23 protein-coding genes and 1 pseudogene are annotated in these 23,460 nt (G+C 57.8%); 8 read left to right on the forward strand and 16 right to left on the reverse strand.

The window, feature by feature from the left end; translation table 11 throughout:
* Positions 1-71 precede the first annotated feature (71 nt).
* From atzF to QZQ97_RS10870, 10 genes and pseudogenes are all read right to left on the reverse strand, one after another.
* The gene (gene atzF / locus QZQ97_RS10825) at positions 72-1,940 is read right to left on the reverse strand and encodes an allophanate hydrolase (RefSeq protein WP_311993440.1); all 1,869 of its coding nucleotides are present in this window, start codon (positions 1,938-1,940) and stop codon (positions 72-74) included.
* 268 nt (positions 1,941-2,208) lie between these two features.
* Positions 2,209-2,534, reverse strand: a pseudogene (locus QZQ97_RS10830) (transposase domain-containing protein); the annotation flags it as partial.
* Between the two features lie 121 nt (positions 2,535-2,655).
* Entirely contained in the window at positions 2,656-3,036 is a 381-nt protein-coding gene (locus tag QZQ97_RS10835) for a hypothetical protein (protein WP_311993441.1), read from the reverse strand.
* A gap of 48 nt (positions 3,037-3,084) precedes the next feature.
* Positions 3,085-3,660, reverse strand: coding sequence for a hypothetical protein (locus QZQ97_RS10840; RefSeq protein ID WP_311993442.1), 576 nt, complete (start codon positions 3,658-3,660; stop codon positions 3,085-3,087).
* Positions 3,661-4,033: 373 nt separating this feature from the next.
* Entirely contained in the window at positions 4,034-4,498 is a 465-nt protein-coding gene (locus tag QZQ97_RS10845; RefSeq protein WP_004942106.1) for a DUF1456 family protein, read from the reverse strand.
* 115 nt (positions 4,499-4,613) lie between these two features.
* Positions 4,614-5,513, reverse strand: a complete 900-nt coding sequence (gene phnE / locus QZQ97_RS10850) for a phosphonate ABC transporter, permease protein PhnE (RefSeq protein WP_311993443.1) — start codon at positions 5,511-5,513, stop codon at positions 4,614-4,616.
* Positions 5,510-6,373 carry a phosphonate ABC transporter, permease protein PhnE gene (phnE, locus tag QZQ97_RS10855; RefSeq protein ID WP_311993444.1) on the reverse strand — a complete coding sequence of 288 codons (864 nt, stop codon included), beginning with the start codon at positions 6,371-6,373 and terminating at the stop codon, positions 5,510-5,512. The genes phnE (QZQ97_RS10850) and phnE (QZQ97_RS10855) overlap by 4 nt, the downstream gene beginning before the upstream one ends.
* 58 nt (positions 6,374-6,431) lie before the next feature.
* Positions 6,432-7,364, reverse strand: a complete 933-nt coding sequence (gene phnD, locus QZQ97_RS10860) for a phosphonate ABC transporter substrate-binding protein (RefSeq protein ID WP_311993445.1) — start codon at positions 7,362-7,364, stop codon at positions 6,432-6,434.
* Positions 7,365-7,399: 35 nt separating this feature from the next.
* A complete protein-coding gene (phnC, locus tag QZQ97_RS10865; protein ID WP_311993446.1) occupies positions 7,400-8,233 on the reverse strand; it encodes a phosphonate ABC transporter ATP-binding protein in 834 nt (277 codons plus the stop codon).
* Positions 8,234-8,376: 143 nt separating this feature from the next.
* Positions 8,377-9,402 (reverse strand): zinc-binding alcohol dehydrogenase family protein, encoded by a 1,026-nt coding sequence (locus tag QZQ97_RS10870; protein ID WP_311993447.1) that lies wholly within the window; start codon positions 9,400-9,402, stop codon positions 8,377-8,379.
* A gap of 140 nt (positions 9,403-9,542) precedes the next feature.
* Here QZQ97_RS10870 and QZQ97_RS10875 point away from each other — a divergent pair, with 140 nt between their 5' ends.
* Both QZQ97_RS10875 and QZQ97_RS10880 read left to right on the forward strand, forming a co-directional pair.
* Positions 9,543-10,448: a GntR family transcriptional regulator gene (locus tag QZQ97_RS10875; RefSeq protein WP_311993448.1), complete on the forward strand. Its 906-nt coding sequence runs from the start codon at positions 9,543-9,545 to the stop codon at positions 10,446-10,448.
* 206 nt (positions 10,449-10,654) lie between these two features.
* The gene (locus QZQ97_RS10880; protein WP_311993449.1) at positions 10,655-12,013 is read left to right on the forward strand and encodes an MFS transporter; all 1,359 of its coding nucleotides are present in this window, start codon (positions 10,655-10,657) and stop codon (positions 12,011-12,013) included.
* 43 nt (positions 12,014-12,056) lie between these two features.
* Here QZQ97_RS10880 and trpS read toward each other — a convergent pair whose 3' ends face one another.
* Both trpS and QZQ97_RS10890 read right to left on the reverse strand, forming a co-directional pair.
* Entirely contained in the window at positions 12,057-13,064 is a 1,008-nt protein-coding gene (gene trpS / locus QZQ97_RS10885; protein WP_311993450.1) for a tryptophan--tRNA ligase, read from the reverse strand.
* A 157-nt stretch (positions 13,065-13,221) separates the two neighbouring features.
* The gene (locus QZQ97_RS10890) at positions 13,222-14,157 is read right to left on the reverse strand and encodes a LysR family transcriptional regulator (protein ID WP_311993451.1); all 936 of its coding nucleotides are present in this window, start codon (positions 14,155-14,157) and stop codon (positions 13,222-13,224) included.
* A gap of 127 nt (positions 14,158-14,284) precedes the next feature.
* Here QZQ97_RS10890 and QZQ97_RS10895 point away from each other — a divergent pair, with 127 nt between their 5' ends.
* Together QZQ97_RS10895 and QZQ97_RS10900 are read left to right on the forward strand one after the other, a co-directional pair.
* Positions 14,285-15,031 (forward strand): SDR family NAD(P)-dependent oxidoreductase, encoded by a 747-nt coding sequence (locus QZQ97_RS10895; protein WP_311993452.1) that lies wholly within the window; start codon positions 14,285-14,287, stop codon positions 15,029-15,031.
* Positions 15,032-15,111: 80 nt separating this feature from the next.
* Positions 15,112-15,987 carry an NAD(P)-dependent oxidoreductase gene (locus tag QZQ97_RS10900; protein ID WP_311993453.1) on the forward strand — a complete coding sequence of 292 codons (876 nt, stop codon included), beginning with the start codon at positions 15,112-15,114 and terminating at the stop codon, positions 15,985-15,987.
* A 42-nt stretch (positions 15,988-16,029) separates the two neighbouring features.
* Here the strand turns inward: QZQ97_RS10900 and QZQ97_RS10905 are convergent, their stop codons facing one another.
* The 4 genes from QZQ97_RS10905 to QZQ97_RS10920 all read right to left on the reverse strand — a co-directional run bounded on the left by QZQ97_RS10905 (position 16,030) and on the right by QZQ97_RS10920 (position 19,890).
* The gene (locus tag QZQ97_RS10905) at positions 16,030-16,557 is read right to left on the reverse strand and encodes a cysteine hydrolase family protein (RefSeq protein ID WP_311993454.1); all 528 of its coding nucleotides are present in this window, start codon (positions 16,555-16,557) and stop codon (positions 16,030-16,032) included.
* Positions 16,558-16,584: 27 nt separating this feature from the next.
* On the reverse strand, positions 16,585-17,688 hold the full coding sequence (locus tag QZQ97_RS10910) for a suppressor of fused domain protein (protein ID WP_311993455.1): 1,104 nt from the start codon (positions 17,686-17,688) through the stop codon (positions 16,585-16,587).
* Between the two features lie 308 nt (positions 17,689-17,996).
* On the reverse strand, positions 17,997-18,869 hold the full coding sequence (locus QZQ97_RS10915) for an oxygenase MpaB family protein (protein ID WP_311993456.1): 873 nt from the start codon (positions 18,867-18,869) through the stop codon (positions 17,997-17,999).
* A 49-nt stretch (positions 18,870-18,918) separates the two neighbouring features.
* The gene (locus tag QZQ97_RS10920) at positions 18,919-19,890 is read right to left on the reverse strand and encodes a quinone oxidoreductase family protein (RefSeq protein ID WP_311993457.1); all 972 of its coding nucleotides are present in this window, start codon (positions 19,888-19,890) and stop codon (positions 18,919-18,921) included.
* 121 nt (positions 19,891-20,011) lie between these two features.
* On the opposite strand from QZQ97_RS10920, the gene QZQ97_RS10925 reads away from it, so the two are divergent.
* The 4 genes from QZQ97_RS10925 (at position 20,012) to QZQ97_RS10940 (ending at position 23,450) form a co-directional block, all read left to right on the forward strand.
* Entirely contained in the window at positions 20,012-20,902 is an 891-nt protein-coding gene (locus tag QZQ97_RS10925) for a LysR family transcriptional regulator (RefSeq protein ID WP_311993458.1), read from the forward strand.
* A 166-nt stretch (positions 20,903-21,068) separates the two neighbouring features.
* Complete coding sequence (locus QZQ97_RS10930) at positions 21,069-21,512, forward strand: acetyltransferase (RefSeq protein ID WP_311993459.1); 444 nt, start codon at positions 21,069-21,071, stop codon at positions 21,510-21,512.
* A 251-nt stretch (positions 21,513-21,763) separates the two neighbouring features.
* Positions 21,764-22,789, forward strand: a complete 1,026-nt coding sequence (locus QZQ97_RS10935) for a methionine ABC transporter ATP-binding protein (protein ID WP_311993460.1) — start codon at positions 21,764-21,766, stop codon at positions 22,787-22,789.
* Complete coding sequence (locus QZQ97_RS10940) at positions 22,782-23,450, forward strand: methionine ABC transporter permease (protein WP_311993461.1); 669 nt, start codon at positions 22,782-22,784, stop codon at positions 23,448-23,450. Before QZQ97_RS10935 ends, QZQ97_RS10940 begins: the two co-directional genes overlap by 8 nt.
* Positions 23,451-23,460: the final 10 nt, after the last annotated feature.

A 23,460-nucleotide genomic window follows, 5' to 3' on the forward strand; every position in this document is an offset into this window, starting at 1 on the left:
CCTCATAGATCGAACCCAATAGCTTTCAGGCTGTGGCCAGACGGCAAGCAGGCACATTCCCAGGCGCTTACTCAGGTAAGTGACTGGGGTGAGTCAACGCTGCCGATAACGCCAGGGTCGGAAAAATGACGGGTATAGTTGCGCCAGCCGCCAAATTCAGTGATGTCCAATGCGCCCTCCAGCGCCCAGGGTTCGCAGATAAAGCCTTTTACCCGGCGGCCATCCGCCAGCAGCAGCGTGCCGATGCCCAGCGGCGCCGGGATCTCCGCGACAAATTCGCCGAAACGCGCCAACGGGATGTCCCACAGCTCAACGCTGATGGCGGCCCCCTGCCCGGTTTTGACCAGCCCCGGTTTGGGCGGCTGAGTATTAGCCAGGGCGTAGAGCCGGTAGCACGGCGCGGTGGCGGTTTGCTCCACCCATACCGCGTCGCGCTGGGTAAGCTGGACATTCAGCGGCATACCGCTGAGGTGAGCGCCCACCACCGCCACCCGCACATGTTCCACCGATGGTGTCAGCGGCAATGGCGACGGCAGCGCGCGGCCGGTGGCGCCGAGCGGCAGGTTCTGTGCCTGTTGCCAGCGCAGGCCGAAGGCCGCCAACGCACGATCGTGCCAGGCCGGCGCGATCAGCGTGATGCCGGCAGGCAGGCCGTCGTCGCGCATCGGCGCAGGCAAGGCCAGCGCGCTCAGATCGGCCAGGTTGGTAAAATTGGTGTAGGTACCGAATTGCGAATTGAACAACACCGGCTCCTGCTCCATTTCCGCCAAGGTGCGCAGCGTCGGCGAAGTCGGTACCACCAGCGCGTCGTACTGCGCCAGTTGTTGGCCAATTTCCCGCGCCAGCTCGGCACGCAGGTATTCCGCCTTGTAGGCGTCGCAGGCGCTGTACTTAAGGCCGTTATTGAGGATGCCGCGCACCACCGGGTTGATGGCCTGAGGATCGCTGTTCAGCATCGCCTCGACCGCTACGGTGCGCTCCGCGACCCAGGGGCCGTAATAGAGCTGCTCGGCCAGTTGGTGAAAGGGGGTGAAATCGATGGGGTCAAGCGTTACGCCGCAGCGTTGCAACTGCGCCAGCGCCCGTTGAAACGCCTGCTCGGCCTGAGTGTCGCCGAAAAATTCGGGCTGCGCGGGAACCGCAAAACGCGGCGCGGCGGGCAAATCCGCCGGGGCGGTGCGGGGGTTGATGCGCGAATAAGCGTCGGCTGCGTCATAACCGCCGGCCATCTCGGCTACCAGAGCGGCATCCGCCACCGTCAGGGCAAAGACCGAGACGGTGTCATTGAGGCGACACGCGGGCACCACGCCACGGTTCGACAGCCAGCCTTTGGTCGGTTTCAGACCGACGATATTATTGAACCCTGCCGGAACGCGCCCTGAACCTGCGGTATCGGTCCCCAGCGAGAACGGCGTCAGGCCGCGCGCCACCACCGAGGCAGAACCGGAACTGGAGCCGCCGCTGACATAGCGGCTGTCAAAGCTGTTGACCACCGCACCGTGCGGTGAGCGGGTGCCGACCAGGCCCGTGGCGAACTGATCGAGGTTGGTTTTTCCGATAACGATGGCGCCGGCGGTGCGCAGATTGGCGACGACCCTGGCATCCGCTGCGGCCTGGTAGGTAAATTCCGGGCAGGCAGCGCTGGTCGGCCAGCCACCGACGTCGATATTGTCTTTAACCGCAAAGGGCACGCCGAACAGCGGCAGACGGCTGATATCCCCGGCGACCGCGTCCAGTTGCTGCGCCAGCTGTTGGTACTGCGCTTCCCGCTGCGCGGCGGCGGCAAGGTAAAGCCAGGCGTTGTCGTCCAGGCTCAGGCCCGAGGTCAGCGCCTCCAGCGTGGCGCGCACGCAGGCCATGCGCTCGCCGGCCGGCCGGGTGTGATAATGGTGTTGCCATTCACTGAGGGTGAAACCGCGTTGTTTAACTGGCTGGGTCATCGTCTGAATTCCATCTGGTACACAAGATGGGATTCAATAGAGCAACCGGCATGCCAATTTTTAATCCACTGATTTCAATAAATTATAATTAAAACTTATGACGGGAGAGTAAAAAATCTGCACCAGCGGCGCGCAATCATCGGACAAAAAAGGTGCAAAAAATGGGAGAAAGCAGCGATCGCCGCTTGGAAACGCAGAATAATATTGTCACATCATGCTCGCTCAAATTTACCGCTGGCGCAGTTCGGTTTAACAGGATGCTTACACAGTGATGAGCGGTCAGTCGGAACGATGCCCCAAGCGGAGTATCACTGAATCTCTGACGAACCTGAGCCATGGAGATGGCCGCCAGAGTGTCGCTCAGAACAAGATCGCGTTTTGTCACAATATCGGTGATGGGCCGGTCCCGATAAAGGCCCATACCGATAAGTAACCAGACAACAAGCTCCGCAGGGCATTTACGCTTTCTGATACTGGCTTTATCTGTGGATAGAAGGACCTGAGGGATCCATTCAAGTGAGATCGCACTCTGAAAAGAGGAAAGAGAGTCGGGTTCAACCTAGGTTGTGTCTCGTCTAGCCATGTCGAAAGCATCAAAAAGCCCCATCAGAAAATGATGAGGCTTATTGTGAGACACCTGCCGGATCGTTCAACCGATCATTTTGCTTAACCGAACGGTGTTAGCCCAATGGCGGTTTTTTCATCACTCAAAAGATCAGCGAACCTTCATTGTTCTAGAGGCACCGACCAGTAAACCTATACGCTGCTCAACCCCAGCCCTAGTCTTCCAGTTACGGTGGCTACGATCTTGCTGAGAACTGGCAATAATCATCCCCTTAATCTTTTCGGGCGGCATATTGCTATTCTGACCCGCGATAACAAGTCTTTTCATTGAAGTCTCAACAGCGTTTCTTACCTGGCTGTTCACTATTCTTCCGGCGCTCAGAGAGCTATCCATTCTATAGTTAATAGCAAACTCCAACAGAGCCTTATATTCTGATTTTATCTCAGTAGTTGAAACATTCTTATCTTTCAAATGTGTAGTTTTGCTCGGGCGCACAATTTTAGCTTTCCCAGCAATAATTTTATTGGTCATATGTACCTCCTACACGGCGAACTGATGCGGATATCATAACATAGTTGTTCATAAATCGCTCTCCACTCGAGACAGTGTTTTCACCAACACTTTGGCTCGAATCCGACAACCTCGCCTTTCACGTTCGATATCAGCAGGTACCAGCTCGTATCCCTCTACCCGATAGTCAGGGACTAACTCTCTAACTGGCTGACTTATCAGCACTTGTGAAGCACCATATGCTGTAGCAAAACTCTCTGCCAAAATGAGGCCTATCGGAATCATTAAGTCCGTCAAACCATGCGAAAAAGGATTCGACTCAAGGAAACGAAGAGCTACGTTTATCCTCTTCCGGGAGTGCTTGGCAAGAAAGAGCCCGCACAGTTGACCATCATACCAGATGCTGACGTCAAGCTTGTCGCGCCTTTTATTACGCTGCCGTAGCCAGTTAAAATCAATTTTTAAATGCTTCCGAGCAGGGTGTGTTCTCCAAGCCGGGTGAACAATATCCCAGTCAGATGATTTTATTCGCTCTAACGAAAGATTCTCAAAAGTTATCCTATCGCCATAATCGTCAAGAATTTGAAGTCCCGCAATAGATAGAGCCATAGCCCTTAATTCACGATGTTCAGAAGCTCCAGCCATCAAACCTCCCTATTCTTTAAACTATGATCCTTTTGCGTAAATGCTGGGTATATACCTACTATTGGTGCAAATATCGATATACCACCAGGAGCCGCTGTCAGCATCCACAGCACAGTGCCAAGAGCATCCCCTTGCAGTTGGTCAAGCTTACCAACGGTAGCCATCAGATAGACAGCGATCAACTCACAAATTCAGCTAAACTGGCTGAACACATCAGTGTTGCAGTTGCTGCCCGAGAACTCAGTCTGTATGAATCGCAGTTCTACCACCATCTGATGCGGATGGCTGGCGGCCCATACAACAGTATGCTGCGGGACAGAAAGAAAAAAGGCGCAATCTTGCGATTACGCCTCTAGTGACGTGAACAACTCAATTACTCGCCGCGAATGCGTTGCGCCAAACCTTTGAGGAAATAACGCAGCATCTGATCGCCGCACGGGCGGAAGTTTTTGGTGCCTTCTTTGCGGAACAGCGCGCTCAGCTCCGGCTTGGAGATACGGAACTCCACGGCGGTGAAGATCTGGTGCATGTCGGTGTCTTTCAGTTCGAACGCCACGCGCAGCTTTTTCAACACCAGATTGTTGGTGATCGGCAGTTCCACTTCCGGTGCCGGGAACTTGTCGTCCTTACCGCGCTTGAGAAACACCAGGCCGTTCAGGAAGTGCGCCATCACTTCGTCCGGGCAGTTTTCGAAACCCGGTTCGCCTTCTTTGATGACGTAAGCGCGCATCGCAGAGACCTCAACGTCGAAATTATCCAGTTTGATAATCTCGGTCATTTTGGCGTCGTTAATACTCAGCATGTAGCGCACGCTGCGCAGCACATCGTTGTTGATCATGGAATTGCCTTTAGCTTGTAAACCGGGGGAGGTGCGCGTTGTAAAACGAAAAATACACCCTATACCTGCCATACTTGGAATATGTGCGGCAGTATAGGGATCGGTGAAGGGTTTCTCAATCAATTTGACTTTTTTGCCGATACAGCGGGATGTCTTCGCCAATAATGTATTTGTTGCGCAGGAGCGACGACACCTTATCCATCACCATCACTACCACCACCAGGATCAGGGTGATGAACATCACCACGTCCCAGTTCCACAGCCGCATGTTCTCCGCATACACCAGGCCGATGCCGCCGGCGCCGACGAAGCCCAGCACCGCTGCGGAGCGGGTGTTGGATTCAATCTGGTACAGGCTTAGCGCCAGAAAGGTAGGAAACGACTGGGTGAAAATACCGTAACGGTGCTTCTGCAAGCCGTTGGCGCCCACCGCCGTCAAACCACGGCTGGGGGATTTATCCACCGCTTCGTGCCCTTCGGCATACAGTTTGCCGAGCAGCCCGACGTCCTGCATCACAATCGCCAGTACCCCGGCCAACGGCCCCATGCCGACGGCGCGCACGAAGATCAGCCCCCAGATCGCCATATCGATGCCGCGTAAAATATCCAGCAACCGCCGCACCGCCACCGAGATCGGCCGCAGCAGCGGCGTCGACATCACGTTGCGCGCAGCGAAGAACGACAGCGGCAAGGCGATGAGCGAAGCGGTAATGGTGCCGGCAAACACGATACCGATGGTGATGAAGATCTGCTGGAAGTAATACCTAAACGGCCAGTTGACGAAATCGTGCCAGACGAACATGCGCACAAAGTAACGCCCCAGTTGCTGGCAGCCGTTAACGAACTGCGGCCAGGAGATGCCGAAGAACTGGAAGAAGAACAGATAATACAGCGCGATCGCCACGGCGATAATAGCGAGGGTGCGCAGATAGCGGCGCTGCTGCGAGAATATTTCCGGGTGCTGCTGTTTGAGCGTTTGCAGCCTTTGTGCCGAGAGCGTTGGTGCGGTAATCATTTTTTCCCCTCCACGACCCGTTTGCGCAGTTCGCCGGAGGTGTAATCCAGCAGCGAGACCACCAGGATAATCAGCAACAGCGTCATGCTGACCTGATCGTAGCGATCGAGCTTGATATTGGTCATCAGCTCTTGGCCGATGCCGCCCGCTCCCACCAGCCCCAGAATGGTCGACTGACGGAAGTTGATTTCCAGCCGCATAAAGCTGTACGACAGAAACACCGGCTTCACCTGGGGCCACAGACCGAAACGCATGCGTTGCAACGGCGTCGCGCCGCAGGCTGCCAGCCCGCGCACCGGCTTGTTGGATGCGGTTTCGATCGACTCATAAAACAGTTTTGTCAGGCTGCCGATGGTGTGCAGCGCCAGCGCCAAAAAGCCGGGGATGGCGCCAATGCCGAATGCCATCACGAACATCACCGCCCACGCCAGCTCCGGCATGGTGCGCAAAAATGCCACCAACGTGCGGATCGCCAGGCGCAGCGACGCCGGGCTGTGGGTATTGTTAGCCGCCAGAAACGCCAGCGCCCCCGCCACCAGCACCGAGAGAATGGTCGCCGCCAGCGCCAGTTGCAGCGTTTCCCAGATCAGCGGCAGCTGAATGTTGAGCCGATAACCCCAGTAGGCCAATGACCCTTCGGTATGGCCATCGGCGAACAGCAGCTTCCAGTGTAGCGTCGGGACGGTTTCCGCCAGGTAATCGAAGAAGTGGGGAATGGACACCCAGACAGTATGCAGGTTGAACTCGGCGATGTTGCCGGCGCCCAGGTAGAGCGCCACCAGACCGAGCGACCAGAACAGCGTCTCGCGCTTTTGCTTGCTGCGGATCTGTTGGTAGTAGTGCGCAAAATCTGTATTCAAAATAGGTTTCCGACGTGTGGAAATCAGCGGGGCTCAGCCTGGCCAAGCCCCGGCAGCATTAACGGTCGCCTTTGGTCAGCTCACGCTTCATATCGATGATGTTCTGGTATTCCGCCAAAGTGGTGTCGCCGATGTGCTGTTTGCCGCCCATCGCCTTGATAAAGCACGAGTGATCGTCCTTATCCAGCTTTTTGATGGCGGTCACGACTTTGGCTTTGAAATCGGCCGGCAGCGAGTTGCTCACCAGGATTGGGCCATTCGGGATCAGCGGCGACTGCCAGATAATGCGGATCTGTTTCATCAGGTCCGGGCTTCCCATGCGGATCATGCGGGTGAACGCGCCGCTGGTGTAGCCGGTGTTGTAGTCGCCGATCATCGAAGCCCAGGTCACCGCGCCTTCGAATTGGCCGTTCAGCACGCCGAGAATGTCCTGCTCATGACCACCGGAGAAGGTGACGCTGGAGAAGGCGTTGTTGTATTTGTTGTCCACCGTGCCGCCGAACAGTTTTTTGAACGCCTGGTTCGGGATCAGGAAGCCGGAGGTGGAATCAGGATCGGCGAAACCGATGGCTTTGCCCTTCAGATCTTCCAGCTTTTTATACGGGCTACCGGCTTTGACCACCACCACAGAGTGGTAACCGCGAGATTGGTCAACGTCATCAACCGCAATACCGACGATGTCCACCGCTTTCGGATCCTTGATGTACACCGAGGCGAACGACGATGGCGACATGCTCAGCACCAGATCGATCTTGCCGCCCAGCAGGCCCTGGATCACCCCGGAATAGTCGGAAGAGTTGCGCAGCTTGGTGTCCACGTTCAGCTCTTTGTCCAGGAACTGCTTCACGCACTGGTTATCGCCGATCTGCTGGGTGGCGTTTTGGCCGCCGAGAATGCCCAGGTTCAGTTCTTTAGGTGCGTCCGCTGCGGCAGCATTAAATACCATCATCGCGCCGGCCATCAGGGTGGTCAGACTCAATACTTTTTTCATTACGTGTGCCTTGTGTGTGTAAAGGTAAAAGTGAATCAATGGATTTGATTGGCTTCTTCGCCATACAGCTGGTGCAGTATCCGTTCGTTCAGTTGCGACGGGTGCCCGTCGAACACGATTTTGCCCTGGGCGATACCGATTACCCGGGTGCAATATTCTTTCACCAGTTCAACCGAGTGCAGGTTCACCATCACCGCGATGTCGTCCTCGCTGACTTTTTGCAGCGCATCCATAATGCGGCGGGTGTTTTTCGGATCGAGGGATGCTACCGGCTCGTCGGCCAGCAGGATTTTAGGGTTTTGCATCAGCGCGCGGCAGATCGCCACCCGCTGCATTTGGCCACCCGACAGGTTTTCGGCGCGCTGCAGGGCGTGCGGCAGCATATTGAGCCATTGCAGCAGCTCGATGGCGCGCCCGCGGTCGGCGTCGTCAAACAGTTTGAAGAAGGATTTCAGGGTAGAGGTGTGGCTCAGGCGGCCCAACAGTACGTTGGTCATGACGTCCAGCCGCGGCACCAGGCAGAAGTCCTGGAAGATCATGCCGCAGCGGGAACGCCACTGGCGCATCTGGCGGGTGGAAAGTTGGGCGATATCCTGCGCCACGCCGTCATCTTCAAAATGCAGCATCTCGCCGCAGCTCGAAGGAATAGTGCCGTTCAGGGTATGCAGCAAGGTGGATTTGCCTGCGCCCGAGCGCCCAATCACCGCCACGAACTCGCCGGCGTGCAGATCGAAGTTGATGTCGTCCAGCACGCGCTGCTGGGATTTATAGGCTTTGCCCAAGCCTTTCACCGACAACACTTTGCGTGAGGAGATCGGTTGCTGCCCTGGAAAATCGGTTGGTGCAAGTTTTAACTGTGCCTGAGCCATATGATTTCTCTGGTTTCAGTGGCTAATCATTATGGGCACCTATTAACGAATAAATTTATGACAGCGGGATGATGGTTTTATGGCTGGTAAGTGACGTATGCCGCCCGCTCGCTATAGCCAAAATTTGAGGGGCGGCGTCGGGGCTAATTGAAATGGATTACGCCTTTGATCAGCTGTTTATTGTTAATCACCTGCTGCTCGTAATGTTCCGCCAGGGTGTCGAAATCAAAATGGTGGGAGAGCATCATCTGCGCGGTAATTTTCCCTGCCGCCATCAAACGGCCCACCTTGGCGAAATCCTCGTGGGTCGCATTGCGGCTGCCCATCAGGGTGGTTTCTTTTTTATGGAACTCCGGATCGGAGAACTGAATATCGCCCTTGAACAGCCCGACGAAAACGATGCTGCCGCCGTGGCGGATCAGGTTCAGGCTATTATTCATCGCGTGCGGGTTGCCGGTGGCGTCAATCACCTTGGCCGCCAACATGCCGCCGAACTTATCGCGCAGCGCCGCGTCAAATTGCTCATCCGCCGGGTTTAACGTCGGCAACCCCAGGGCTTTTTCAACATGCGCCCGCCGCTCGGCGCTGGTATCGGCTACCACCACCTGCGCGCCGTCGGCGCAGGCTATCGCCGCCACGCCCAGCCCGATCGGCCCTGCCCCCACCACCAGCAGGTGATCGTCCGGTGCCACTGCCGCCCGGCGCACCGCGTGGGCGCTGATGGCGAAGGGTTCAATCAGCGCCGCCGTTTCCGGTGGCAGGCCGTCCACTGCCAGCAGATTGCCGGCAGGCACGCTCAGGAACTCGCAGAAACCGCCATCCTGATGAACGCCAATCACCGAAATATTCTCGCAGCAGTTGGTTTTGCCGCTCTGGCAGGCACCGCAGCGCCGGCAAGAAATATACGGCATCACCGTCACGCGCTGGCCCACCCGCCAGCCGCTGACATCATTGCCGATACTGACAATCTCGCCGCATATTTCATGGCCCAATACGCGGGGATAACTGAAGAAAGGCTGATGACCGGACCAGGCGTGAATATCCGTTCCGCAAATGCCGACGGTGATTATTTTGATCACCGCCTCCTGGTCTGCGGGCAAAGGCACCGGGCGCTGTTGATAAACCAATTTCGTCGGCTGCTCACACACTAATGTTTTCATTGTCGTCATCGTCTTTCCTCCAGTCAGGTGAGAAGGTTATTCAATAAAAACGCGGCGACCGGTCATGCCAGTGGGCAGAACTGTGAGGCAGCACTAAATAAACCGATTTAAATTGGTTTTAAATGCATAAAAAACACCAGAGACAGCCCATGAGCAGAACCCAGAACCTGCGGCAAAACGTGGTTAACCAGATGATTGAGGGCATTCACGGCGGCCATCTCCGTTCGCCGCTGCCTTCACAGGCGGCATTGGCCGAAATGTATAACATCAGCCGCACCACGGTACGCCACACGCTGGCCCACCTCGACCAGCGCGGGGTGTTGGAAAAGGTCGGGGACGACTATGTGATCGTACGGCCGCCACAGGCGGAGGACGGCTTCGAGTGCGTGAGCCATTCGCTGGAAGAGCAGGACAAAGAGTTCAAAAAAGCCTTCTATCAGATGATTAACCAGAAGCAGCTGCGCGCCGGCGACAGCTTCAGCGAGCTGCAACTGTCGCGCATCGCCAACGTCAGCCCGCTGGTGGTGCGGGAATTCCTGTTGCACTTCAGCCGTTATAACCTGATCGAAACCGTCAAGCGCGGCCAGTGGCGCATGAAAAAGTTTGATCAAAACTATGCCGAGCAGCTGTTTGAACTGCGCCAGATGCTGGAAACCCATGCCCTGTCCCGCTTCATCAACTTGCCCGCCGACGACGAACGCTGGCTGCAGGCCAGGGAGTTGTTGAGCCGCCACCGCCAGTTGCGGGAAAGCATCAGCGACAGCTATCGCCTGTTCTCCCAGTTGGATCGCGACTTCCACGGGCTGATCCTCTCCGCCGCCAACAACCCGTTTTTCAACCAGTCGCTGGAGATCATTTCGGTGATTTTCCACTTCCACTACCAGTGGGATGAAACCGACCTGAAACAGCGCAATATCATTGCCATTGAAGAACATATGATCATCCTCAGCGCGTTGATCTGCCGCAATGACCAGGAAGCGATCAACGCGCTGCATCGCCACTTGGACACGGCCAAGCAATCGATGATCCGTTCCATCCATCAGGACGCCGCCTGATCGTTTTTTATCGATAAAAAACACCGAAGGCGGCATTTAAAACCGATAAAGAGCAGCAAAATAGTAACTGCCGCACGGAACCGCGACAAAAACGCATCGCTAAAATATCCCCCCATCTAGGCTTACTGCCGATCGCCTGCTAATGCACCACCCAGGGGAATACCCGGAATAATAAATATTATTAATGCGAAATTCTGGAGGCAAAGATGGAAAGAACCACCACCGTTGACAGCGGAAAAGAACAGATTGACCCTTATTCAGATCACATCATTCCGATGCCGCCAAACGGCCTGCTGGTACGTTCGGCAAGAATTAAAAAAATCCAGACCACTGCCATGCTGTTGTTGTTTTTCGCCGCCATTATCAACTTCCTTGACCGCAGTTCGCTGTCGGTCGCGAACTCCACCATCCGGGAGGAAATGGGCCTGAGCGGTACCGAAATCGGCCTGCTGCTTTCCGCGTTTTCATTGGCTTACGGCATCGCCCAACTGCCCTGCGGGTTACTGCTGGATCGTAAAGGCCCGCGCATTATGCTGGGGGTGGGAATGTTCGTCTGGTCGGTGTTCCAGACGCTGTCCGGCATGATCCACAATTTCACCCAGTTTATCTGGGTGCGCATCGGGCTGGGGATCGGCGAAGCGCCGATGAACCCGTGCGGCGTGAAGGTGATCAACGATTGGTTCAACATCAAACATCGCGGTATGCCGATGGGAATTTTCAACGCGGCGTCCACCATTGGCCTGGCGATCAGCCCGCCGATCCTCACCGCCATGATGCTGGCCTTCGGCTGGCGTGGGATGTTCATCACCATCGGTGTGCTGGGGATCGCGCTGTCGATCGGGTGGTATATGCTGTATCGCAACCGCCAGGACATCGACCTGAGCGCCCAGGAACAGGCCTATCTGAATGCCGGCAGCGTCAGCGCGCGGCGCGAACCGGTGAACTTCCGCGAGTGGCGCTCGTTATTCAGGAACCGCACCATGTGGGGCATGATGATCGGTTTTAGCGGCATCAACTACACCGCGTGGCTGTATCTGGCCTGGCTGCCGGGCTACCTGCAAACCACCTATCATCTGGATCTGAAAAGCACCGGGCTGATGAGCGCCATTCCGTTCCTGTTCGGCGCCGCCGGCATGTTGTCGAACGGCTTTGTCACCGACTTCCTGGTTCGCCGTGGCATGGCCCCGCTGAAAAGCCGCAAAATCTGCATCGTGGCCGGCATGTTGCTGTCCGCGTCCTTCACCGCCATTGTGCCGCAAGCCACCACCACCTACAGCGCCGTAGTCCTGATCGGCATGGCGCTGTTTTGCATCCACTTTGCCGGCACCTCTTGCTGGGGCCTGATCCACGTGGCGGTGACCTCGCGCATGACCGCCTCGGTCGGCAGCATTCAGAACTTCGCCAGCTTTATTTTCGCCTCGTTCGCCCCGGTGATCACCGGCTTTATTCTGGATACCACCCACTCCTTTAAACTGGCGCTTATCCTTTGCGCCTGCTTCACCGTCATCGGCGCGCTATCGTATCTCTTCGTGGTCAAACACCCGATTGTCGACAGCGCAGCCTGACTCCCGCCTCACGCCCCCCTCACCTGCTGCAGAGGGTGGGCGTTCAATTCAGAGTGAAGAAATCCAGCCCCAACGCGGCCTTCACGCGCGCCAACGTCTGCCTGCTGATCTGGTCGGCACATTGGGTTCCGTGTTGCAAAATACGCAGCAACTCGCCCTTATCGGCCATATATTCGGCCCGACGGGTGCGAATCGGCTCCAGCAAGCTTTGCAGGCAATCTTCCAGCAGGCGTTTGATTTTCATATCACCCAACCCGCCACGGCGGTAGTGCGCCTTCAACTCAGCCACCAGCACGGCGTCGTCATAGAAGGCATCCAGATAGGTGAACACCATGTTGCCCTCCACGCGGCCAGGGTCGCTGACATTTAAATGACCCGGATCGGTAAACATGCTCATCACAGCCTTATGCACCTGATCGGCATCAGCCCCCAGCATAATGGTGTTACCCCGCGATTTCGACATCTTGCCCTTCCCATCGAGCCCCGGCAGACGGCTGACCTTGCTCAGCAGCGGCTGGCATTCCGTCAATACCGGCCTGCCGACGATACGATTGAACCGCCTCACGATCTCGTTGGTTTGCTCCAGCATCGGCAGTTGATCTTCCCCGACCGGCACGTGGGTCGCGCCAAAAGCGGTGATATCCGCCGCCTGGCTGACCGGATAAACCAGAAAACCGGCCGGCAGGTTGCGGGAAAAGTCTTTTTCGATAATTTCACTTTTCACCGTTGGGTTACGTTCCAGCCGCGCTACGCTGACCAAGTTAAGGTAATACATCGTCAGTTCCGCCAGCGCAGGCAGCGCGGATTGCAGGCAAATCGTGGTTTTCTGCGGGTCGATGCCCACGGCCAGGTAGTCGGCTACCAGGTTAAGCACGTTATCGCTGATTTTTTGCGGATTGTTGCCGTTATCGGTCAGCCCCTGAAGATCCGCGACCAACACCGTTTGTTGATGTGCCTGTTGCAGCTCAACCCGTTGGCGCAGTGATCCGACATAGTGGCCCAAATGCAGAGACCCGGTGGCGCGATCGCCGGTGAGAATGGTATAGCTCATTGCATTGCTCCTGAAAGTAAAGACACCGCCGGATCAACGCAATAAAAATGCCGCCAGAACCGGCGGCATTGAAAAGAGGTGTGAATACCCGTGCCGCCTTCAGAGGAGGCGCCACCAAGACTGGCTGTGAGTGGAGTGCAACGGCGTATTCATGTTTTTAAATTATCTCCCCAACGCGTTGGTTGTCAATAACCTCACGCCGATAGGCCGCCGCCTGTTCCGCGGCGATATGGCAAAACGCGTCGGTCAGTGGTGAGGACGTTTGCCATGCCAGCGCCAGCGTATAAGGCACCGGGCTGCCCACGCCGCTCAGTTCACGGAACACCACGCCGGGGGATTTGAGCACCGCAAACAGCGCAGGCATCAGCGCAATCCCGACTCCGCCGGCCACCAACCCACCGATCGTCTGCATCTGCCGCGCCTCTTGCACGATGCGCGGGCTGAACCCCGCCACCGCACAGGCTTGCAGGATCGCGGCGTGCATGCCCGGCCCATAATGCGCCGGAAACAGCAGCCACGGCTGATCGGCCAGATCGCGCAGCGCCACCTCTTGTCGCGCTGCCAACGGGTGGTGATCCGGCAGTGCCAGCACCATGCGATCGAACAAGAAAGGCTGGATCTGCAAACCTTCCTGCGGGGCCACCGGCAGCACCACCATGCCGATATCGGCGCGGTCGTCACGCAGGGCGATCAGTTGCTCGGCGGTCGTCGCTTCCTGCAGATGAAATTCCGCCAGCGGATGCTCGAGGCGAAACTGCCGCAGTATCCCCGGCAACAGGGCATTCACCGTGCTGTCGACAAAAGTCAGGCGCAGCGATTCAGTCAGGCCGCGTGCCGCCCGTCGGGTATTGCCCAGGGTGCGCTCGAACTGCGCCAGGGTGCGACGCGCCTCGATCAAAAACACCTGCCCCGCTTCGGTAATGCGCGTGATGCGGTTGCCGCGCTCCAGCAACGGCACGCCCAGCTCCTGCTCAATTTTTCTGATGGCGGCGGTCAGCGGCGGCTGTGCCATATGCAAGCGCTCGGCGGCGCGATGAAAGCTCATCTCTTCGGCCACGGCAATAAACTGCCTAAGCTGGCGTAGTTCAATCACGCGATACCTTTTTCGTATTTTGAAAGCATAAATAGAGTATTGGATGTATCGATACCAAAAGCCAATACTTTTCCTGACCGCCGGACCACGTCATTCCGGGGTGGCCGGCGGTGAATGAGGATCGGGTATGACACAACGTACAGCAATTATCACCGGTGGCTCCAGCGGCATTGGGCTGGCCATCGCCCAGCAATTGGCGCAACAGGATTACCGCATCGCCATCGTGGCGCGTGACCCCCAGCGTCTGCAGCAAGCCGCCCGGCAAATTGGCCCAGGCACCCGCCACTATGCGGCGAACTTGAGCCGTCGCGGGGCGGTAGAAGAAGTGGCTGCACGGTTGGCGGAAGATCTCGGTACGGTGGATGTAGTGGTCAACAACGCCGGCTTTACCCGGGTGATTGCAGCCGACACGCCGCTGGCGCAGGCCGAGCGCGAGTGGGATGCGGTGATCGAGGGTAACCTGAAAAGTACCTTTTTGTTCACCCTGGCGATGCTGCCGCACCTGCGCAAACCGGGCGGACGCATCATTAACCTGAGTTCGATTGCTGCCCAATGCGGCAGCGGTAGCCCCGGCGCGCTCGGCTATTCCGCCGCCAAGGCTGGCGTACAGGGCTTTACCCTCAACCTGGCGCGCGAACTGGGCCCGCAGGGGATCACCGTTAACGCCATTGCACCGGGTTTTATCGCCGATACGCGCTTCTTCGGTGCCGGGCTGCCGCAGGATCGCATTGATGCCATTGCGGCAGAAACGCCGCTGGCGCGCACCGGCCGGGTAGAAGATGTTGCCGCCGCCGCATTGTGGCTCGCCTCGGAACAGGCTTCATTTATCACCGGCACCATCACATCGATTAACGGCGGCGCCCGGGTCGGGTAAGAAAGCGTTACATTCCGCCATTGGCGTTCTCAGCCTGCCGCGCTAGGGTGTAGGGATTCAACCTGAAGAAGGAACGCAATATGAAGATCGGATTTGCCGGACTGGGCGGAATGGGCAGCGCCATGGCCACCAACCTGTTGCAGGCAGGGTATGCGCTGAAAGTATGGAACCGCTCCCCCCAACCGACGCAACCGCTGGTCGCCGCCGGGGCTATGCAGGCGCAGCAAGCGGACGAGCTGGCCGATGTGGATGTCTTGATCACCATGCTGGCCAACGACGCGGCGACCGAGCAGGTGGTGGTGGAAAGCGGCCTGCTGCAACGGCTGCAACCGGGGGTGATCCACATCAATATGGCAACGGTATCGGTAGCGCTGGCCAAACGACTAGCGGCGCTGCACGCCGAGCGCAACGTCGGCTATATCGCCGCACCGGTACTGGGGCGGGTGGACGTCGCCGCGGCCGGCAAACTGAACATTCTGGCGGCGGGTGATGCGCAGTTGCTCGCCAAAGTCCAGCCACTGTTTGAAGTGCTCGGCCAGCAGACCTGGCATTTTGGCGAGCAGCCCGAACAGGCCAATATCGTCAAAATTGCCGCCAACTTCACGCTGGCCAGCGCAATTGAGGCGATGGCGGAAGGCAGTGCGCTGGTACGTAACTACGGCGTTTCCGGCACGGATTATCTGCACATGCTCAGCAGCACCCTTTTCGCCTCCCCGGCCTACAAGGGTTATGGCGCACTGATTGCCGAAGAAAGGTTCGAACCGGCCGGCTTCAAATTAAGCTTGGGTATGAAAGACGTGAGCCTGGCGCTGGAGGCCGGAGCCAACAGCCACACGCCAATGCCGTTCGCCAGCGTGCTGAAGGATAACTTCCTCGACGCGGTGGCGCAGGGCGATGCGGATCTGGACTGGTCGGCGTTGGCCAAGGTGGCTGCGCGCAGGGCGGGATTGAAATAACAACTCACGGGCCCGACTCGCGCCGGGCCTTTTCTCTGTCGATCAGAAGTGGATCTCCGCCGTCGGCAGCGCGTCGATCAGCACGCCGAAGCTCTCGATATTCGACAGCGTGGCGTTGTGATGAGTGCGGATCTGCAGGCCCGTCGCGTGCGCTTTGTCGTGGCTGGTGTGGGCATCCGCCGCCAGCGTGACCGGGTAGCCCAGCCCGGCGGCGCGGCGGGTGGTGGTGTCCACACAGAACTCGGTGGAATAGCCGCAAATCACCAGGTGCGTTACGCCGTGGGCGATCAACAACTGCCCCAACCCGGTGCGCAGGAACGAATCCGGCGTGGTTTTTTCCACCCGGTGATCGCCGGTTTTCACCTGCAACGCGGGGTCAATCTGCCAGGCGTCGCTGCCGTGCGCCAGCTCTTCGTCAGCCGTGTGATGCTGGACAAAAATCACCGGTACGCCGGCCAGGCGGGCTCGGTCGCTCAGTTGGTTGATCCGGCCAATCGTCGCTTCGGCATCCGCCGGCGGTGGCGTAAACAGCCCTTTCTGCACATCGATAATCAACAACGCTGACTTCATGATTGATCCCCTGAGAAAAATGCCCTCTCAGCATACCGGTTGGCGTGGGCGGAAGATATGATCAACGCCCTGTTCGCGCAGCTTGTTCACCAAATCGTGGCCGCCGTTCGGCGTGGCGTGCGCCAGCAGGCGTTCGGCTTCGAATACCGGGCTGGCCCAGAAAATGTTCACCGGATCGCCGTACTGTTTCGGCAGCGTCAGATGCTCGTTATAAGGATAAAACGCCGAGGACAGCACATAACCTTCATACCCCAGCGGCGCTACTTCCGACTCCAGCGTATGTCCTTCGCCAAACCAGGTGATTTTCGCCCAGGGTACGTGCGCGAAGCCGGCCAGCGCGCTGGCCATTTGCACCGCGTTTTCTTCGGTCATGTACTGGCCGTCGATGGCGATGCCCATTTCCATGCGGCGATAACGGCTGGCATCGTCGTTAAACAGAATTTCTACCCACGGCATCGGCCGGATGCTGACGCCCATGGTGAGAAAATAATAAATACCGTCGCGTTCGTGTTGGGTAATCGCCATCGGCGGCCATTTGCCCTGATCGATGGCGTAGTATTTTACCGAAGGGCCAAAATGCTGCTCATAACGCGCCTGATAATCACTCTGCATTTTTGGCCACGGGTTGCCTTCCTCCCGCTGCCAACTGCGCCAAAACTGGCGGGTGTTTTCCGCCAGCGCATACTGGGTGTTGGTAGAGGCGGAACCCAGTGGGTAAGCCAGCGGGCTCTCTTTGATGCAACTGGCGGAATAGCACACCGAATGGTCGATATACAGGCTCCAGCCGGGGATCACCGCCAGCAATTGGCCGTAATACCACAGCGCAGCGCCGTCGTCGCTTTCGGTCCAGACCACCGTCAACCCCTCCGGGTTCAGCGGCGCTTCCCCTTCCAGATTGCGGCAAAACTCGGCCGCCAGCATAGGCGGTTGGCCCCGTTCAAGCGCGGCGCGATCTTCCTGCAAGGGCGCAGCCACCAGATTACGCAGCCAGCAGGCGCGTACCTGAAAACGCTCGCCGTTTTCTTCTGCAGGGTAAATGTAAAAATAAGCTGCCCGGTGATCTTGCTGAACCACCGCCACCAGCGTCTGATTCTCATTACTGACTTCAGCAAGTACGTATGACTCGTTCATATCACCTCAACAATAGGGTCACGGCGCAGAATAATGCTGCGCACCAATAAATTGGAATTCGGCTTTTCCCAAGTGTAAAGCGCATCCGTGGCCGGATCACCCGTAAAAGTCTCAAAAAGGCCATAAACGGGGATAAAACATTGGGTTATTGGTAATAACTATAGACCCGTCATACTTGAAGCTGCATCTGTGTTGGCTGCACCCGTGCACCCCAGCCACTGAGTTTACCAAGCTCCCGGGGATGAACGGCCTTGCCGCCGAGATGCAACTCCAATTATTTTGGGTATAGCGCTTATGGCGGCAGGAGCTTACGCCGGTTTGTTAATTCGCCGTACGGCACGCTGATAGGACCCGTTGCGCATCGACGCGCGCAACACTTTACCGACGCCACCTGCGCCCACCCTCACCATGCGCCGCCGCAGCCTGCCGGGATAAAAATCAAACTGCTGCTGCGCCCAGTCGGGCAGCAGATCGATACCCGCCTGCATCACCAACCAACCAAAAGGCCGTGCCAATGCGCTCGGTGCCGGGGCGGCCAGCAGAATGCGCGCCACTTCCCGCGTGCGCTCATCGCACACCAGTTGCGGCCGCATCCGCTGCAGATAATCGGCCACCGCCGCACAGGAAGTGGGAATATCGCGCGCACCCAGAGCGGCGGCAACGTGCGCCGTCTCCCGGTAATAGCGATCTTGCAGTTCGGGGGAAAGATGCGGGTTGCGGTAACGCAGGTGGCTCGCCAGGAAACAGCTGCTTTCCACTACGTGCACCCAGGTGAGCAGATCGGGATCGCTGGCGGCATAAGGTCTGCCGTCGTTGCTGACCCCGGTCACTTGCAGATGAATGGCCCGCACCTTGGCGATCAGCCGTTCGGCTTCTGCGGTGGGGCCAAAGGTGGTGACGGAGACAAACTGGCTGGTGCGGCGCAGGCGGCCAAGCATGTCTTCGCGAAAATTGGAGTGATCCCACACCCCGGCCAACGCCAGCGGGTGCAGCATTTGCAACAGCAAGGCGCTGACGCCGCCGCACAGCATTGAGGTGAAATCGCAGTGTACCCGCCAGATGACCGACTGCGGGCCAAACAGGCCGGGGTCACCCGCCGGGTTTTCGAAATCTATGCCGCCGAGCGCCAGCCCGGTCAGGCCGATCACCTGTTTTTCTATCGCTGCGCGTAGTGCTTCCATCCTGCCTGGCCCCTTAATCATCCGGTGGCCAGTGTATCACGCGGCGGTTTTAGTCCTGCTCGTTGAGCAAAACAATCTTGCCGGCAAAGCTGCGATCCTCCAGCCGGCGATGGGCAGCCGCGCCTTCGCTCAGCGGGAAAGTCTCGATATGCGGCAGAGCAAATTCACCGTTCTGCCAACTGGCGAACAGCCGTTCTGCCCGCTCGCGGCGCGCTGCGCCGCTATTGAGGTAGGTCCAGAGATCGCCGCCCACCACGCCTTTGGAATCCATCATCAGGTGATAAGCCGAGATCGCGGGTGCCTCGCCCCCCGCCATGCCGAAAGTCACCACCCGGCCGCCGGGGCGCAGCGCGTCAATGCTTTGCTGCAGCGTGATGCCGACCGAATCAAAACCGTACTCGACACCGCCGTCGGTCAGCGCGGCGATTTGCGCCACCCAGTCCTGCTGGTAGGTAAAGGCCGCCGTCGCGCCATTCTTCAGGGCAATCTGCTGTTTGTGCGCCGAAGACACCAGCGCATAAACCTGCGCGCCGCGCGCCACCAGCATCCGGGTCAATATTTGCCCGACGCCGCCGGCCGCCGCATGCACCAGCGCACGATCGCCCGCCCGCACCTGCACGCTGTCGTTAATCAGGTACTGCGCCGTCAGCCCCTGCAACAAAATCGAGGCGGCCTCGACGTCGCTCAACGCCTGCGGCAACCGCAGCGCATGATCCACCGGCACGTTGATGCGCGTGGCATGGCAGAAAGGCACGTCGGCAAAGCCAACCCGGTCTCCCACCTGCCAGCCGTTAACACCCTCGCCCACGGCGAGAATGGTGCCAACGCCTTCGTAACCGCCGATATGCGGTGGCGTGCCGTGCAGCACATAATTGCCTTTGCGGCGATAGATATCGGCGAAATTAAGCCCGGCAGCCCCCATACGTACCTGCACCGCGCCTGCCGGTACCGGTGGCGTCGGCAGCTCAAGGTATTCGAGCACATCTGGCCCGCCAAATCGTTCAAAGGTTAATGCCTGCATGATATTACTCCGGGAATTTTTCGCCAATAACGCACTGACGGTCGTTACCCTCCAGTATCCCAGAGCGCTATACTGCCGAAAAGTGGCCCGCAGGGCATTCAGAAAACACCAGAGGTTTATAATGGATCGTTTAACCAGCATGGCGGTGTTTGTGCGGGTGGTGGAAAAAGGCAGCTTTGTCGCCGCCGCCGACGAGATGGCGATTTCCCCCACGATGGTCGGCAAGCATATTCGCTATCTGGAGCAGCGCCTGAACGCGCCGTTGCTGAACCGCACTACCCGCAGGCAAGGATTAACCGAAGCCGGCCGGGTATTTTACGAGCGCTGTCGCCGCCTGCTGGCCGATGCCGACGCCGCCGAAGCCAGCGCAAGGGCGCTGTTAAACTCGCCCAGCGGGCTGTTGCGCATCAGCGCGCCGGTCACCTTCGGTAACCGCGTTTTGACGCCGATCCTTACCGAGTTCCTGCAACAGCATCCGGACGTAGAAGCGGAGGTGGTGCTGTCGGATCGCAAGGTGGATTTGATTGAAGAAAGGTATGAAGCCGCGTTTCGCATCGGGCCGGTCGCGGATGACGGCCTGGTGGCGCGCGCCCTGCCCGATTACCGCATGACGTTGGCGGCCTCTCCCGATTATCTGGCCCGGCATGGCACCCCAACGCGGCCGGAACAGCTCAGCCAACACAGTTGCTTTGGTTTTAGTCAGTGGGACGGCAATCATTTTTGGCGGCTGCAAGGCGCGCAGGGGGAAATCAGCGTGCCGGTCAGGCCACGGCTGCGGATGGACTCCGGCGAAGGGGTGCGCCGTGCGGCGCTGGCCGGTTTCGGCATTGCGCTGCATGCCGCTATGCTGCTGGATGAAGATATCGCCGCCGGCCGCCTGGTGCGCGTGCTGCCGGACTATTCGCCGCTGCCGCGGCCGATGCATCTGGTCTATCTGCCCGAGCGGCGGCAATCACCCAAGCTGGAAGCCTTTATCGCCCTGACCGTTGCCAGACTGTGGGGGCGCGCATAAATGCGCTATGTGGCGGTTGAAACGGACACCGCGCTGAATTACATTTTCTGTCCGACTCACTGCAGAGGCGTTTTTGCAGGGCGTTAACCTACGTTAATTCGGCATTAACCCCACAAAACCTCTATCTAATTTTTGTTTTTCTTCAACTTAGATAGCAGAGACTTCGATGATTACCCTCAGAGCACGCGCGGCGGAAGACAACGCGCAACTGGCAGATATTTGGCAGCGTTCGGTGCGCGCCACCCACCACTTTCTGACCGAAGATAACATTGCCCAACTGTTCCCGCTGGTGCTGAACGATTACCTGCCGGCGGTCGACGTTTGGGTGGCGGAAGATCGCCCCGGGCACCCTTGCGGTTTTATCGGGCTTAGCGGCAACAAGGTGGAAATGCTGTTTATCGATGCGGAACAACGCGGCAAAGGGGTCGGCAAAGCGTTGCTGGCGCACGCTGAAACGCTGCACGATGAGCTGTTACTGGACGTTAATGAACAAAACCCGCAGGCCAGCGGATTTTACCGCCACTACGGTTTTGAGATCACCGGCCGTTCAGCGCTCGACGGCCAGGGCAATCCCTTCCCGCTGCTTCATATGAAGCTCGACAAGCGTTAAATAAAACAAATCGGCCAAGGTTTACCTTGGTCGATTTTTTGCCATCACTTCCTCTCATGATTTGATATACCGAATCAGAATAACTAATAGATTTTACATTCTTCCTGTCACTATAAACCCCCGGTAGGATTGGCCCGTATTCACCAGAAACAGACGTTCCGCCTGCCATTTACCACCAGAAGCCGACCCCTGTCCGGCGTTACACGCTCCGGGCGGAATACTGTGATGTTTTGATAAGGATTGGCTGTTCTATGATCGTTCTTTCGAACGTTTGCAAAACTTTTGACAGCGCGCAAGGCCGCGTTGTCGCGGTTGATGACGTCAACCTGGCCGTGGAAGCCGGGCAAATCTACGGCATCATCGGCTACAGCGGTGCCGGCAAAAGCACCCTGATCCGTTTGCTTAACGGGTTGGAAACCCCCACCAGCGGCAGTATTCAGGTCGATGGCTTCGATATCGCGCGCGCCAAAGGCAATCAACTGCGCCAGGCGCGGCTGAAAATCAGCATGGTGTTTCAGCACTTCAACCTGTTGTGGTCACGCACCGTCAGCCAAAACATTGCCTTCTCCATGCAAATCGCCGGCGTGCCCAAGGCACAAATCAAGCAGCGGGTGGCGGAGCTGGTCGCGCTGGTTGGCCTGCAGGGCCGCGAGGATGCCTATCCTGCGCAGCTCAGCGGCGGGCAGAAGCAGCGTGTCGGCATTGCCCGTGCGCTGGCCAATAACCCTGGCGTGCTGTTGTGCGATGAAGCCACCTCGGCGCTCGATCCCCAGACCACCGATTCGATTCTCGAGCTGCTGCTGGATATCAACCGCAAGCTGAACCTGACGATTGTGCTGATCACTCATGAAATGCACGTGGTGCGCAAAATCTGCCACCGCGTGGCGGTGATGGAAAACGGCCGCATCGTTGAGGAAGGCCCGGTGATCGATGTCTTTACCCAGCCGCAGCAGCCGATTACACGGCAGTTCGTTAAACAGGTTTCGCAGTATCAGGAAACCGAAGAGAACTTCAATCCGTTGCTGGCTCAACATCTGCCTGGGGCCATTTTCAAGCTGACGTTTGTCGGCGTGCAAACCCATCAGGCGGTGATTTCCGATGTGATCCAGCGCTACCGGGTGACCATCAACATCCTGCACGGCAAAATCAGCCACACCCTTAACGGGTCGTTCGGCGAGCTGTATATCCACGCGGAAGGCAACGACCTGCAAATCGACAACATGCTGAAATTATTGAAAGAACGCGATATCGCCGTTGAGGTCATCAAACATGATTGAGTCACTGTTCCCTCACCTGCGTATTGATCAGTTGCTGAACGCCACCTGGGAAACCCTGTATATGACCGGCATCGCCGGGCTGGCAACGCTGCTGCTCGGCATTTTATTGGGAGTGATTCTGTTTCTGACCTCCCGGGGCCAGCTGTTGCAGAACCGCACGGTCTATTCGCTGATTTCGGTGCTGGTCAACGTGTTCCGCTCCATCCCCTTCATCATTCTGATCGTGCTGCTGATCCCGTTCACCAAGACCCTGATCGGCACCATTTTGGGGGCCGACGCCGCCCTGCCGGCGCTGATTGTCGGCGCTGCGCCTTTCTACGCCCGGTTGGTGGAGATTGGTCTGCGCGAGGTGGATAAAGGCGTAATCGAAGCAGCGCGTTCGATGGGTGCCAAAACCGGCACCATTATCTTCCGTGTGCTGCTGCCGGAGTCTTCTCCGGCGTTGGTTTCCGGCATTACCGTTACCCTGATCGCGCTGGTGAGCTACACCGCGATGGCCGGGGTGATCGGTGCCGGCGGGCTGGGCAATCTGGCCTATCTGGAAGGGTTTCAACGCAACCACGGTGACGTAACGCTGGTGGCGACGCTGACGATTTTATTGATCGTTTTCGTTATCCAGTGCATTGGCGACACCATTACAAGAACGCTCGATAAACGATAAATAACTCAGG

The organism is Serratia sp. root2 (assembly GCF_031931805.1).
Classification (GTDB): Bacteria; Pseudomonadota; Gammaproteobacteria; order Enterobacterales; family Enterobacteriaceae; genus Serratia; species Serratia inhibens.

Bases quoted from the DNA above. Each gene is read 5' to 3' on its own strand.
- atzF (WP_311993440.1), bottom strand. From the start codon at position 1,940: ATGACCCAGCCAGTTAAACAACGCGGTTTCACCCTCAGTGAATGGCAA.
- QZQ97_RS10835 (WP_311993441.1), bottom strand. From the start codon at position 3,036: ATGACCAATAAAATTATTGCTGGGAAAGCTAAAATTGTGCGCCCGAGC.
- QZQ97_RS10840 (WP_311993442.1), bottom strand. From the start codon at position 3,660: ATGGCTGGAGCTTCTGAACATCGTGAATTAAGGGCTATGGCTCTATCT.
- QZQ97_RS10845 (WP_004942106.1), bottom strand. From the start codon at position 4,498: ATGATCAACAACGATGTGCTGCGCAGCGTGCGCTACATGCTGAGTATT.
- phnE (WP_311993443.1), bottom strand. From the start codon at position 5,513: ATGATTACCGCACCAACGCTCTCGGCACAAAGGCTGCAAACGCTCAAA.
- phnD (WP_311993445.1), bottom strand. From the start codon at position 7,364: ATGAAAAAAGTATTGAGTCTGACCACCCTGATGGCCGGCGCGATGATG.
- phnC (WP_311993446.1), bottom strand. From the start codon at position 8,233: ATGGCTCAGGCACAGTTAAAACTTGCACCAACCGATTTTCCAGGGCAG.
- QZQ97_RS10870 (WP_311993447.1), bottom strand. From the start codon at position 9,402: ATGACGACAATGAAAACATTAGTGTGTGAGCAGCCGACGAAATTGGTT.
- QZQ97_RS10875 (WP_311993448.1), top strand. From the start codon at position 9,543: ATGAGCAGAACCCAGAACCTGCGGCAAAACGTGGTTAACCAGATGATT.
- QZQ97_RS10880 (WP_311993449.1), top strand. From the start codon at position 10,655: ATGGAAAGAACCACCACCGTTGACAGCGGAAAAGAACAGATTGACCCT.
- trpS (WP_311993450.1), bottom strand. From the start codon at position 13,064: ATGAGCTATACCATTCTCACCGGCGATCGCGCCACCGGGTCTCTGCAT.
- QZQ97_RS10895 (WP_311993452.1), top strand. From the start codon at position 14,285: ATGACACAACGTACAGCAATTATCACCGGTGGCTCCAGCGGCATTGGG.
- QZQ97_RS10900 (WP_311993453.1), top strand. From the start codon at position 15,112: ATGAAGATCGGATTTGCCGGACTGGGCGGAATGGGCAGCGCCATGGCC.
- QZQ97_RS10905 (WP_311993454.1), bottom strand. From the start codon at position 16,557: ATGAAGTCAGCGTTGTTGATTATCGATGTGCAGAAAGGGCTGTTTACG.
- QZQ97_RS10910 (WP_311993455.1), bottom strand. From the start codon at position 17,688: ATGAACGAGTCATACGTACTTGCTGAAGTCAGTAATGAGAATCAGACG.
- QZQ97_RS10915 (WP_311993456.1), bottom strand. From the start codon at position 18,869: ATGGAAGCACTACGCGCAGCGATAGAAAAACAGGTGATCGGCCTGACC.
- QZQ97_RS10920 (WP_311993457.1), bottom strand. From the start codon at position 19,890: ATGCAGGCATTAACCTTTGAACGATTTGGCGGGCCAGATGTGCTCGAA.
- QZQ97_RS10925 (WP_311993458.1), top strand. From the start codon at position 20,012: ATGGATCGTTTAACCAGCATGGCGGTGTTTGTGCGGGTGGTGGAAAAA.
- QZQ97_RS10930 (WP_311993459.1), top strand. From the start codon at position 21,069: ATGATTACCCTCAGAGCACGCGCGGCGGAAGACAACGCGCAACTGGCA.
- QZQ97_RS10935 (WP_311993460.1), top strand. From the start codon at position 21,764: ATGATCGTTCTTTCGAACGTTTGCAAAACTTTTGACAGCGCGCAAGGC.
- QZQ97_RS10940 (WP_311993461.1), top strand. From the start codon at position 22,782: ATGATTGAGTCACTGTTCCCTCACCTGCGTATTGATCAGTTGCTGAAC.